The 13400-nt window shown below is 33.5% G+C and carries 14 protein-coding genes; 4 read left to right on the forward strand and 10 right to left on the reverse strand.

The window, feature by feature from the left end; translation table 11 throughout:
• From VK90_RS12145 to VK90_RS12175, 7 genes are all read right to left on the reverse strand, one after another.
• A partial coding sequence (locus tag VK90_RS12145; RefSeq protein WP_048373036.1) for a LysE family translocator occupies positions 1-198 on the reverse strand: 198 nt, incomplete at its 3' end.
• Between the two features lie 209 nt (positions 199-407).
• Positions 408-623, reverse strand: coding sequence for a hypothetical protein (locus VK90_RS12150; RefSeq protein ID WP_025148613.1), 216 nt, complete (start codon positions 621-623; stop codon positions 408-410).
• A gap of 301 nt (positions 624-924) precedes the next feature.
• Positions 925-1569 (reverse strand): class I SAM-dependent methyltransferase, encoded by a 645-nt coding sequence (locus VK90_RS12155; RefSeq protein ID WP_048373038.1) that lies wholly within the window; start codon positions 1567-1569, stop codon positions 925-927.
• A 132-nt stretch (positions 1570-1701) separates the two neighbouring features.
• Complete coding sequence (locus VK90_RS12160) at positions 1702-2697, reverse strand: D-cysteine desulfhydrase (protein WP_048373040.1); 996 nt, start codon at positions 2695-2697, stop codon at positions 1702-1704.
• 296 nt (positions 2698-2993) lie between these two features.
• Entirely contained in the window at positions 2994-3827 is an 834-nt protein-coding gene (locus VK90_RS12165) for a CPBP family intramembrane glutamic endopeptidase (protein ID WP_048373043.1), read from the reverse strand.
• A gap of 109 nt (positions 3828-3936) precedes the next feature.
• Complete coding sequence (locus VK90_RS12170) at positions 3937-4731, reverse strand: MerR family transcriptional regulator (protein WP_048373044.1); 795 nt, start codon at positions 4729-4731, stop codon at positions 3937-3939.
• 218 nt (positions 4732-4949) lie between these two features.
• Positions 4950-5870, reverse strand: a complete 921-nt coding sequence (locus VK90_RS12175; RefSeq protein ID WP_082147903.1) for a class I SAM-dependent methyltransferase — start codon at positions 5868-5870, stop codon at positions 4950-4952.
• Between the two features lie 213 nt (positions 5871-6083).
• On the opposite strand from VK90_RS12175, the gene VK90_RS12180 reads away from it, so the two are divergent.
• On the forward strand, positions 6084-6665 hold the full coding sequence (locus tag VK90_RS12180) for an ATP-binding protein (protein ID WP_048373047.1): 582 nt from the start codon (positions 6084-6086) through the stop codon (positions 6663-6665).
• Positions 6666-6815: 150 nt separating this feature from the next.
• Positions 6816-7934: an LPXTG cell wall anchor domain-containing protein gene (locus VK90_RS12185; protein ID WP_048373049.1), complete on the forward strand. Its 1119-nt coding sequence runs from the start codon at positions 6816-6818 to the stop codon at positions 7932-7934.
• 86 nt (positions 7935-8020) lie between these two features.
• Here VK90_RS12185 and VK90_RS12190 read toward each other — a convergent pair whose 3' ends face one another.
• Complete coding sequence (locus VK90_RS12190; protein WP_048373050.1) at positions 8021-8692, reverse strand: ABC transporter ATP-binding protein; 672 nt, start codon at positions 8690-8692, stop codon at positions 8021-8023.
• On the reverse strand, positions 8692-9756 hold the full coding sequence (locus VK90_RS12195; protein ID WP_048373052.1) for an ABC transporter permease: 1065 nt from the start codon (positions 9754-9756) through the stop codon (positions 8692-8694). The genes VK90_RS12190 and VK90_RS12195 overlap by 1 nt, the downstream gene beginning before the upstream one ends.
• A 185-nt stretch (positions 9757-9941) precedes the next feature.
• Here VK90_RS12195 and VK90_RS12200 point away from each other — a divergent pair, with 185 nt between their 5' ends.
• A complete protein-coding gene (locus tag VK90_RS12200; protein ID WP_048373054.1) occupies positions 9942-10565 on the forward strand; it encodes an ArsR/SmtB family transcription factor in 624 nt (207 codons plus the stop codon).
• Between the two features lie 70 nt (positions 10566-10635).
• Positions 10636-11895: an MFS transporter gene (locus tag VK90_RS12205; protein WP_048373056.1), complete on the forward strand. Its 1260-nt coding sequence runs from the start codon at positions 10636-10638 to the stop codon at positions 11893-11895.
• Positions 11896-12022: 127 nt separating this feature from the next.
• Here VK90_RS12205 and VK90_RS12210 read toward each other — a convergent pair whose 3' ends face one another.
• A complete protein-coding gene (locus VK90_RS12210) occupies positions 12023-13399 on the reverse strand; it encodes a sensor histidine kinase (protein WP_048373058.1) in 1377 nt (458 codons plus the stop codon).
• Between the last annotated feature and the right edge of the window lies 1 nt (position 13400).

The raw sequence follows: 13400 nt of genomic DNA on the forward strand, positions 1-13400 counted from the left end.
AAGTATAATAGATAAACCAAAAGCAACCAATAACGTATGAACTAAAGAACCAGTAATAATACCAAAAACAGAATACACACCTGCTTTTCTACCTTGTGAAATACTTCTCCCCACAATATACATGGTGTCTGCGCCAGGAATTAGATTTAATAAAATCCCTGTTAGTAAAAACACTTCATAATTAATAATACCGTACATTCTAGCACCTCTATCTATTTTTTTGGTGCCCTTATTGATATTAAATTAAATAAAAGAAAAAGAAAAGTGTTTTCTATTTATTCAATAAAATCAGTGACTTTTTGATTTACAACCAATAATACTGATGGAGCGTATCATTCGTATTGCGGACCCAAAACTCACTATTGAATAAGTAAAACCCCAGAAATCCAAAGGTCTCTGGGGCATCATTATATATCTATCTCTTTTTGTTTTTTGTTTTGTTTATGTCTATAAAGGAATTTTCGACCTGTTAGAGAAATCAGTAATAAAATCATTATTAGTACTAAAAATTGCATAAATGATAAATCAAAATATTTAGCACCTGTAACAATTAAAAGTGTAGAAATCGTACCTTTTACAATGAAAAAAATAATAATCCATAATCCGCCTTTTTTCCAGTTCATTTTTATTTTACCCTTTCTTACGTTTAAATTCTTAAAAGATTTAGTGATAGTCCTTGAAAGTGACATCTTAATAGAAATCTATTACATTAATAAAAAAGTCATGTCTAATTAAATGTGACGATTCTATAGTAAGTGAAAATGATATTCATTGTCAATTTTATTGGCTATTTTAATTCCAATCGTCTCATACTGGAATGGTTTGAATAACTATTCTTTTCATCTCAATCTCTTTCCACTTTGTTTCTTCTGGGTAATGAGCTCTTGTCTTCTAACGAAAAACACCTCCATTAAATTTGCATACTTAGTATGCGAATTCAAGAGGTGTTTTTTGACATTTGATCATTATAAATTTAAATGGAGGTTTACTTTCCATATTTTTATGCGGCTCAACAATTTCCGTAGTTTCTATCAGTCCATATTTTCCAAAGTCTTGTTTTACCGAGTCAATATCATAGAAATACATTTTTACCCCTTCCATTATCTCGAAGTAGTCTTTCCCCAGTTGTTTACCCTTCCCAAACATTGGGGCATCTTTTGAAATAGTAGTAAAAATCATATATCCGTTTGGTTTTAGTTGACTATAGCAATCTTGAATAAACTTCTCTCTCTCATCCTTATTCAATAAATGAATAAGTGCATAACAAAATATACCGTCATACAGTTTGTTATCAAAAGGCATATCCGTAACTGAACCATGGAAGAAATCAGCATTAAGCTCATTTTGTCTTGCCAATTCAATCGCCGTTTTTGAAATTTCAATACCTGTTACATGTATTCCGTTATCAATAAAAACCTTTGCATTTCTGCCATATCCAATACCAGGAATCAATATATCCTTCACTTTCTTTTCAAGGAAAAAGTCCTTCGTCAAAATTGCGGAATCTGAAGCTTCAAATCCCCACATCATTTGATTTTCTATAAAACTTGCTTCCCAAAATTCTGTCATACATCAATCTCCTTCATATATATCGTTGTTTACCGTTGAATGTTGAAAAATCATCGCATATTCACGAAATTGTATCAAATTTCAACATTAATTCAAAACAAAAAGCATTGGATATCCAATGCTTTTTCACACTTACGCAAATAAAGACGTATTCGCATATAAAGCTGGTGAACCACCTGAATGCACGAATAAAATGTTGTCTTCTTTATTAAATTTACCTTTTCTAATTAAGTCGATTAATCCCGCTACTGCTTTACCTGTATACACTGGATCAAGTAAAATACCTTCTGTTTTCGCAAGTAACTGAACTGCTTCAACCATTTCTGGCGTTGGTAACGCGTAACCTGGTCCTACATATTCATCAAAACATGTAACTGCTTCGTGCGGAATAAAGTTTGGAATACCAACGTGAGCTGAAGTTTCATCTACAAGTTTTGCTACTTTCTCTTCTTGTTCCGCTTTTCCTCTACTTACGTTTATTCCGATTACAGGGATGTTACTTTGTGTTCCAGAAAAACCAGTAATTAAACCTGCATGCATACCAGCGCTACCACTTACACAAACAACTGAACTGAAATCAATTCCTTGCTCAAATGATTGCGCCATAATTTCTTGCGCACAAGCAATGTACCCCATTGCGCCAGTAGGATTTGATCCACCAACTGGAATTACGTACGGTGTATTCCCTTTTTCACTTACTTCTTTCGCTACTTTATGCATTTCTTCCATAAGGTCTGTTCCGTTCGGTACAACAATTACGTTTTCAGCACCTAATAAGTGATATAAGAAATAGTTTCCGTTAAAGTCTGGCTTTTCTTCTGGTTCAAGCCCTTCTTCTAATACAAGGATACATTTCATTTTTTCTTTTACCGCAGCTGCAAGTGTTAGACGGCAATGGTTTGACTGAATGCCACCAGCTGTAATCAACGTATCTGCACCTTTTTCCTGCGCATCCGCAACTAAAAATTCTAACTTTCTCGTCTTATTACCGCCAGCTGTTAAACCAAGTAAATCATCTCGTTTAAAATAAATAGTCGGTCCACCAAGTGCTTCAGAAAAATTGTTTAACTTTTCAATTGGTGTATATGATTCTGTATATTTTTTTCTCGGGAATTTAGCTAAATTCATCAATAACGCTCCTTTTATACTCTTTCACAGTAAATGTAACCATACTATTATTACATGGAAAAATGATGAAGTCATCTTTCCTGATTATAAATGTATTAGATTTCGGTGAATAAAATTTATATCGACGCTTTTTCAAATATATTGACTTACCGACAAAAAACGACAAACAAAAAGCGCCCTATCTCATTCGATAAGGCTCTCTCCAATCAATTATTTGCCGAAAAACGAAGAAGCTGCGTTAACCCCAGCTGTAAATTCATTTCCCTGTTTTTCAAAAAAGTTTGATACAGCTATCACTATCCCCTATGATACTTTCCATTAATAATGTTTGTATCTTCCTGTCCATACAGTACTCTCTTTGGATTTATAACAATGATTAAAACTGCTACTACCAAATAGAAAATCGCGTTATACGTGATTAAATCGATTAAATTTCCGTTTATTATGCCAATAAAAAAATTAAAAAATTGGTGGATGATGATTGGGATGATTAAATTTTGATTTAAGTTATAAAATGCTGTCATAACAATCTTAGTAGATATGATTGCAATCATAAAGAATAGAATATATTTGATTAAATCAATGCCCACATACCCTGTAGTGAACCATATGGGTAGATGCCACATCCCCCACCAAAATCCTATGATTATCGAAGCTTTTAATGGCGAATGCTTCTTTTGGAGCTCAAGTTGTGCGAAACCTCTCCATCCTAATTCTTCTCCTAGTGGCCCTGAAAGAAGGGTTTTAAAAAAGAAATAAACTAGTATTCTCCATGAAGATATAGTAAAAATAGAGTCTACTTCACTATTTTTAGATACGAAAAACAAAATCATTAAAAATATAAAAGTTTGAATCATACTCACAGTAAGAATCACAGAAAATTTAAGTTTATTCTTGAATTTATCTTTTACAAATTGGATAAAGCTTTGCCCAGGATAGATTTTTTTAAATAGTATTGCAAAAGCAAAGGTTGAGGACCAAGCTGATATACAGAACATTACATCAACTACCCATGTAGAAAATCCTAATAGGCTTATAACTCCTACAAGACAAAAAAGTGGCAAAAATATGAGATTAGTTAGTAGAATAAAACTCGCTACTGGTTTTTTTAGTTTCTTTTCTATATCCATGCATATTCCCCTCTTCAAACTAAGTATTTCGTAAATATATTAACGCTCATATTTACGAATACCTTCAGCTTAAACCTAGGGGTTACTCACAGGTCAATACATATCTGCATTATTTTATAGGTGCATAAATTTCTAAAAATATACGTTCAAGTCCATCTTCATAAGTGGTAAGTAACAGATTTATATAAACTAGCCCCAAAAATTCATACCCTTTTTCTATTGCTACTTTTCTTAAACTAGCTTCCACGTTATGATCAATACTATTTCCACCAGTTGACCATCTTCCATCTTCAATAACTGTATAAATGCATTTTGGATGCGATAAAACTTCACCTTCTATTTCTTTATCAAAGTTCTCTACTTTTTTTACAATTATAAATTTGTCTTCTATAATCCCTTCTTCATTGAAACTTATAACTCTTCGTAAAGATGTTAGAGTAACTGCTTTTTTTAAGCTGTCTGTGTTCTTTTTTAGAGTTTCATATTCATCATACGCAGTAAAATGTTCTATTTCTCCTTTTATTTCTAAAGGCTTCATTTCTTTTACTGTGTATTCTCCTAAGAATTGTTTAATTTTTCCGCAATCTTCTTTTACTATTTGAAGCTTTTTTAAAAGAAGTTTTTTATATTCTATTTCCTCTAACACTTCTTGTTCTTTCTCTTCTAATAATAATTTTATTCCCTCTATACTCTTACTTTTTCTTAATTCTTGAATTTTCTTTATTTCGATATCCATTTCCCTATAGAAATTTACCGTTGTTATATCATATATATCAAAATGATTATATTTTCTATACCCATTCTCAATATTTTGCTTAGGTTTGACTAATTCCTTTTCTTCATAAAACTTCAAAGTATCTCTAGATACACTTAAAAATTTAGCGACTTGTCCAATTGTGTACATCATACTCTCCTTTACCATTGCTACTTAATCTTTAAAATATTTCATATCATAATAATTACATTAATTAGCGCATCTTTTACATTCATACTGCATATTCTTTAAACCATCGAATTCTCCTTCCAACAACCATATACTTAACAAATTCCCGCACTACCTCTAATTCCCTTGTTTTCCATAAAAAAGAGACATAGAGATTTCTCCCCATGCCTACTAATTCTCTACTTCTTCACCGCATGAACATAATGCACCGTCTCAAAAGCTTCTAAATAATCGCTTCGTCCCTCAAAATACATTTTATGAATATCAGCTGGTGATAAGTGCTCATAAATGAGTAAGCCCGATTTCTCTAACAGTGCTTCCATTTCCGCATAAGAAAAACATGATTTCATCGGTTCTCCGCCTACTTCAGCCATTTTCACCATGTTTTCAACTCGATTGGACAACCCTTTTTCCGTAAATAAGTTTTCATCAGGGTAATCGAAAACGATAGAACTCCCTACTGGAACCATCGCAAATAAACAATCTATTAAACTAGAAAGTTCCTCTTTCGTTAAGTAATAAGTAACACCTAAAAGACTAAAGAAAGTCTTCTTATTTTCAAATCCTTCATTTACTAATTCTTGCTTAGAGAAACCCTTAGTGAAATCCATCGAGACAAAATGAAGATTATTTAGAACTTCAATTTCTGCTTCTTTCACTCTTTGCTTCTTAAACCCTTGCGTAGAAGGATGATCCACTTCAAATATTTCTATTTTATTTTCTAATTCTCGGTGTCTAAAACTGAACGTGTCTAATCCTGCACCGAGTATGACGTATTGTTTTGCTCCTAATGTCACTTCATGTAACAATACTCTTTCACAATATGCCGCACGTGCCAAAGGTGTTGGTGATAACTGAACTTGCGTAATCCATCTTAATATTTCTTTTGGATTGTCTTGAAACTGCTCTGCAATGTCTTTATTGAAAAAATGTATCCCTTGAACCATGTTCATTTCAATTTTATTACGTTCTTTTTTTGAAATTAAATCTTTGGCTATATAATCATCAAAAATTTTAGGACTATCAAATTCACTATGATACGCCCTTCCGAACGCTGATACTAACGACGTTACACTTGCTTCACCTTTTTTCACACACATACACTCCTTCATTTTCACAACAAAAATAGGGTTCCCCTGGCCAGGAGAACCCTATTATACACCTTATTTTTATATTGGTAAATTATAGCATAAATAAGTTTTTTTGTCAAGTTTTCAGCCCGCCACCACTCCAACAATTTGCATATTCTCTAGCAGGAAGATTTCATCCTACACAGAATATTCCTGTTTATAACAATATAAATGGAGGACATTATGAAAAGATTAGTCATTATTACAATAGGAAAAACGCACAGCGGAAAAACTACATTTGCAAAAGCGTTAGAAAAAGAATTACCTAACTCTTTCATTATGGATCAAGACAACCAAGCTGAATTTATTAACACATATTATGAAAAATTGCAGCCAATAGAAGGACCGAATACATTGAAGCATGGTATTTCAAAATTCATTGTTGATTATGCAAAAGAATATACAAATTTACACCTTATTATTTGCAACTCAAATAGAAGTCGAAACGGACGAATGTATTTGCTGAATGAATTGTTTAAGAAAGAGGAATATGTACGCATATTAGTTCATTTTGACATTCCAGATGATGTACTTTATGAAAGAGTGGCACGTAGTCAGCGAAGTACAAATATATTTAGAGGTAACTATTCCAGTTTTGAGGAAGTACTCGTTCGGCAACAGGATGAATCACTGCACGAAGATGTAGTAGATCCTGTAGAAAATGAGGCTGATTATTTGTTTGTTATTCGCAATTGTAAGGATGTAAACTCTACTATAGAAGAAATTATTCATCTTGTTGAAGATTTGTCCCCTACCCCCAAATAATAGATTTTAAAAATTACATAATCATAGATTATTATGCAAATACTTCCTCTTGGCGTCGCACATGGTATATAATGATAAAATAATCTACTTCTATATGCTCAAGTTTACACAAAAAAGCTCACGCATATGAAAGAAAAGAGGTACAAAAATATGAAAACAAAACAAACGATTGCTGCGTCTACACTAGCTTTAGCAATGATTGCTGGCTCTAACTCAGCTCACGCGGAAGTAAATGATACTACTGCTCAGCAAAGTACTGGAGATCGATTAGCTGAAATTAAGCAACATAGACAAGAGTTAGATGCAAAACTTCAGCAACACAAAGAAAATGTGGATCAAACGTTAAATGAACTTAACCAAGTTAAGAAAAATGCTGATGAAAAAGTAAACGAAATTAAGCAGCATAAACAAGTTGCTGATGAAAAAATCGGCGAAATTAAACAACATAAACAAGAGTTAGATGCAAAACTTCAGCAAGACAAACAAATCGCCGATGAGAAAATCGCTGAAATTAAAGAGCATAAAAAACAAGTAGATGACAAAGTTGCTGAAATGAAAGAGCATAAGCAAAATATCGATGACAAGGTTAATGAACTTAAAGATCATAAACAAACAGTCGATGAAAAAGTGAATGAAATTAAGCAGCATAAAGAGAACATCGATCAGAAGGTTAATGAACTTAAGGAAGTAAAAAAACAGGTAGATGAAAAATTAGCTGAGTTAAAGAAAGCGAAACAAACTGCTGAGGAGAAACTTGCTGAGCTAAAAGAAAATAAGCCGAATACTGGTAACACGTTAGAGGAACTTAAGAAAATTAAACAAAATTTAGATAGTCTTTCATCTAACTTAGAACTAGCTAAACAAGATGTAAAAAATAAACTAGCTGAGTTACAAGAGGCTAGACAGAACTTAATAAATAAATTGAACGAAATTAAGCAATCAAAACAAACTGTTTCAGATGATTTAACACAGAAAAAACAAGACTTAGATATCAAAATAAACGATTTTAAACATACTGAGAAAAAAATTGACGACAAATTAGCTGAGTTACATACAACGAAGCAAAATGTAGATAACAAAATTAATGAAGTATCACAATCGAAACAAACAGAGACAAATACTGTTACTACAAATGCAAACAATAACGCTAGAGAACTTCCTAAAGCTGGTAGTGAACAATCAAGTAACGTGCCACTAGGAATGTTATCCATCATTGGTGGACTTTTATTATTAACGCGCAATAAAATTAAGATGTTCTTCTCAAAATAAAGCTATTATAACTATTTTAAAATAATCTATAAAAATGACAACCGCACATATATATACGGTTGTCATTTTTTCTTTATATTAACTTTTTATATTAACTGTCCATCTCTAAGTGTCAATATACGATCACATACATCAAGCATTCTTTCATCATGTGTAATCATAATTGCTGCTTTTTGACTTTCTTTCACTTCACGTTTCATCATTTCAACGACTTCACGTGCGCGTTTTGAGTCTAAGCTTGCAGTTGGTTCATCAGCTAATATTAAATCTGGGTTGTTCATGAAAGCACGAGCGATTGCTACCCTTTGTTTTTCCCCACCAGATAGTTGATTTGGATAATGTTTTTTTCTTTCTCCTAATCCAAATGCCGCTAATAAATGATCCGCGCGCTTTTCTGATTCTTGTTTACTTTCTTTTTTTAGCTTTGCAATGTAAAGCAATTGTTCTTTTACATTTAAATATGGAACAAGATTTGCGAATTGGAAAATGAAGCCGATTTTTTTCAAACGAATGTCTGTCATTTCCTTTTCTGATAATTTCGTAATATTTTGCTCACGAATGTAAATATCCCCTTTTGAAGGTGATAGTAACGCACCCGCGATTGATAGTAATGTACTTTTTCCTGATCCAGAAGGACCAACGATTCCGATAAACTCTCCAGCTTTCACATCAAGCGACATCGGATGAAGGGCTGTTACTTCAGTATTCCCTTCTCCGTACACTTTACTTACTTTGTCTAATTTTAATAATGAAGTCATTACATCCCGCCTCCAATTGCTTCTAATGCATCAACTTTTAATACTTGGTATAACGAAATAAGTGTTCCTAAAATACTAATTACGATAAAGATTGCTGCATATTGTGCAATCATTGGTGTTGTTAATAAGAACGGCATACCCGCTGGTAAAATTTGTTCTAATCCTTGTACAAGAACAATACTAATTACCATCGCAACGACTGATAAGAATAACGCCTGTACGACTAAGCTATTTGCTAAATAAGAGTTCTTCGTACCGATTGCTTTTAATACGCCTAATTGTTGTGTTTTTTGCAGTGTAATGACGTAGAAGAATACACCGATTAGTAACGCCGCGATAACAAGTAAGAATGCAATGATCATCGTTAATGTTCCTTGCTCTTCTTTAAATCCTGGAATACTTTGCAGTACTTCTTTTTTGTCGATAACATGTGCATTTTTAATTTCTTTATCTGTATTCAGCGCAATTGCACTATAATCTTTTTGGTTTGGTTGTGAGATAGACCCCCATACGTCTTCATTTACATAAACGACTGGTGTATGGCTAAACATTTGATCTTTCGTAAATCCAACGATTGTAAATTCTTTCTTTGAAACAGGATCAATAATTGTATCTCCAATATCGATTCCTTTTTCTTTAATTGATTCATCAGCAACCATTTCGTTATTTGCTGTGCCTAATTTCTCACCTTTTACAATTTTCGGTTCTAAAAATGAATCACGTTCACTTGAGAAAATAGCAACATCCACTTTTTTCGAACTATCTTTCTTTTCATACGTTGAAACTTTCACACGAAATGGAACGGCCTCTTTCTCGCCTACTTGATTGACTACGTTATCTGCATCTTCTTTCTTAATTTGTGAACGAAGTAATTTATTTTCCGCATCATCTGCTAAAACGAACTTATTTGCCTCCATATTTTGAATCGATGAAGCATTATCATATGATAGTCCATTTGCTAATCCTGAAATTACAAGGACTAAAAATGATAATAACACCATAATCAATCCGATTAATCCGTATCTTAATTTTGATTGTTTTAATTCACGCAGAGCTAAAAACATTTCGCTCGCTCCTTCCTCTTTCTTTCTATGCACTTATCATAAAAAAGAAATATGAACGGAATATGAACAGAAGATTACAGAGGGGAAGATTTAATTTTCAGAAAGTATTGAAAATAATTCAAATCCTTGATACAATTCAGTCAAATAATCTTGACCGAGTAATTTCATTTAAGGAGTTGATCATTTTGAAGCCCATGTTAACACTCACTACTTATAGCCAACTAAAAGCAATAAGCGATCCACTACGTGTCGAAATGATGATGCGTCTATGCGAACGTCCTTATACAGGACAACTACTATCTGAGAAATTCGGCATTTCAAGGGCTAAAATTCATTATCATTTAAAAGAATTAGAAAAGAATGGTTTTATAGAAATTGTTTATACAGAAGAAAAGAATGGCATCATTCAAAAGTTTTATCAATCTGTCGCTAAAGGCTTTACCCCTGCCGCAGAACTATTACCTCATTTAGAAATATTAAGCGAATCAGGTCGCCAAATCTTTTTACAAATGACGGAAATGACGAAAAGCCATATTCTCGCTGCACCGGAAGAAGCTTTTATATTACGAAAAGTAAGTGAAGACCCAGCTGAATGGAGTTACGTTTCATCTTGCTGGGAGTTTGATGCTACGCCAGAACAATTTCAAGTGTGGGTAAAAAAGTTTCATGAAGTGATGGCTGAATTAAACGAGATCACAAAAGGTGCAGATAAAGATCCAAATAGTAAATCTTATTACATTTCTACTACTGCACTACAAATCGACGAACGAGCAATGCAGCGATTTGTTAAAAAAGAAGAAAAATCGTAATACGATTTTTTTTTACATCAACGGTCAAATTTATTTTACCGAATAATTTTTTTATAAAGGAGTAGATTAAATGGACGTATTAAAAAACCGGAATTTCCTCTTATTGTTTTTAGGGAGAATTTTTACAAACATAGGAGATAGTTTGTATTATGTAGCGGCGATGTGGCTCGTATATAAACTGAGTGGTAATCCTTTTTATTCTGGATTGGCTGGTTTTCTTACATTATTACCTTCTACACTTCAATTTCTTACCGGTCCATTCGTTGATAGATGGTCGATCAAAAACACCCTCGTCATTACACAAGTTTTGCAATGCATTCTTATATTAATCATTCCTATTACACACTACTTCGACCTACTAAGCGTTCAACTACTACTTATCATCATGCCCATCGTAGCTTTTATCGAACAATTCGCCTATCCCGCACAATCGAAAGCTTTACCACTTCTACTGAATAAAACACAATTATTAAAAGGAAATTCGCTCTTTTCATTTGCATATCAAGGCATCGATTTAATTTGTACGACGCTTTCTGGCATATTAGTAGCACTACTTGGCGCCATCACTTTATATGTAATCGACTCTTTTACATTCGCGATTACTGCCCTGTTGTTCTTTTCACTAAAAATGCCAAAGCAAGCAGAAACCAATACATCACTTTCAACTAAACAATATTTCTCTGATTTAAAAGAAGGTTTTTCGATCGTCTTTCGTTCATTAATGGGCATATTCTTAATCGGTTCAGTAGTCGCTAATTTTTCAATCGGTATGACGATGGCGATACTCCCTTCTTTCGCTGATTCTTTAGGAGGCGTGAAATCATATGGCTTCTTCTTAGCTGCTATATCAGCAGGTAGTCTCATCGGTGCATTATTCAGTTCATGGGTTGGTAAACGTAATGTTGGCCGTGTCTCTATTATTGGCTTTGCGACTGGCGCTATCTTTTGGTTTCTCTCTACGATTGTACCGTTTCAATGGCTATCTATTTTCTTATTCGGCCTAGCTTGGATTCCAATTGGTGCCACGAACATATTATTTGCGACAATTAGTCAAATTGTAATTCCAAATCAATATATCGGACGCATCAATTCAGTCATGCGAAGTATGGGCACAATTGCTATGCCGTTCGGTTCTTTAATTGGTGGGTACACCGCAAATATATTTAGTAGCCAACTCATTTTCGCGCTTGCTAGCATCGGGATTTTATTTATTTCTATAGTATGGCTGCTTCATCCTAAATTACGAGTATTGCCGAAAGCTGATGAGATTACAGCGGATACTTTTGGGGTTCGGTTTAAGGAAGAACGTGCGAAGGATGCAGCTTTATAACAAAAAGAAAAGAGTATCTAGTCAGTAAATGAAATTATATCAGCGATTTTTCGATTATACCGATTTACCGACAAAAACGACAACAAAAAAGAAGAGGCAGTTCCAAAAACAGCCTCTTCTTTTTCATTTATTTAGGAAGCTCAACCTGAACAGTCGTCCCTTCCCCTTTCGTGCTATATACCGAAACGTTTCCGTTATGAAGTTCGACGATTTTCTGTACGATGGATAATCCTAATCCGCTACCTTCTACGTTTCTTGCCCTTGCTGTATCTACTTTATAAAAACGATCAAATATACGGTCCATTTCTTCTTTTTCCATACCGATTCCGTTATCTGATATAGAGATCATTACGCTAGATTCTAATTCTTCTACAACAAATTCAACAGTCCCACCATCGTTTGAAAACTTAATGCTATTCGTAAAAATATTGCTCCATACTTGATGAAGTAAGTTTTCATCGCCTTTTATGACGATGTCCGGCACGTCAAATTCAACGGCTATATCTTTCTCACGCCACTTCCATTCTAGCATAAAAATGACGTCTTTAATTTGCTTTTGTAGATGGAATTCTTTTATTTGTAGAACCTTTTCTTCTTTATCTAAAGAAGCTAGCGTCAGCAATTGTTTACAAAGACTAGACATTCGCTTACTTTCGCCCTCAATAATTTTCAAGTAACGTTTTCTTTCATCTTCACTCATATTCTCCGATTGTAACGTTTTCGAAAAACCTTGTATCGAAGAAAGTGGCGATTGGAATTCATGAGAAACGTTAGAAACGAACTCTTGTCTCATTTGGTCTAATTCTTTTATACTTTTCGTCATCTTTTGAAAATTAGTTGCTAGCGTACCAATTTCATCTTTTCGATTTTCATCTAATTCGATATCATATTCACCACTTGCAATCTTTTTGGTAGCTTTCGTAAATGTTCGAATTGGACGAACGATATAACCTGCTGCAATCGCTATAAAAATGATACTTAATACAACGATAAAACCGAGTAGTACCGCTAGAAAAATTCTCATCTCACCAAATTGTTGCTGAATGTCAGGGCGAATGAATAAAGCATACTGTTTATCACCATGTTTTAATGGGACACCTACACTATTAATTAATTCATTATCGAAAAACCCTGTAATAAACAAGCGGGTTGGATATGTGGAAACGCCATTAAACGTTTCACCTTGCAATACTTTATGAACTGTATCATCACTAATAGTTATCTTACGAAACGCATTCCCGATACGCTTTCCATTCTTTTGATCATCTACAATATAAATTTCATATCCTAATTTCGCAATAGATTGTAAGTATGCCTCTTTATTTTCTTCGCTTTGCTTTTCATATAATGATTTGACTTCTTCAGCATACTTTAAAATCTTTTCACTATTGTACGGTTTTAACTTCACTTGATAGTACACATTTGTTAATAAAAAACCGATAATACTACTAAGTAGCATAATGCCAACTGTCATAAAAACAAATCTAGAATACAGTGATTTCATC

Origin of the sequence: Bacillus sp. LK2 (assembly GCF_001043575.1) — a bacterium.
In the GTDB taxonomy this organism is placed as follows: Bacteria; Bacillota; Bacilli; order Bacillales; family Bacillaceae_G; genus Bacillus_A; species Bacillus_A paramycoides.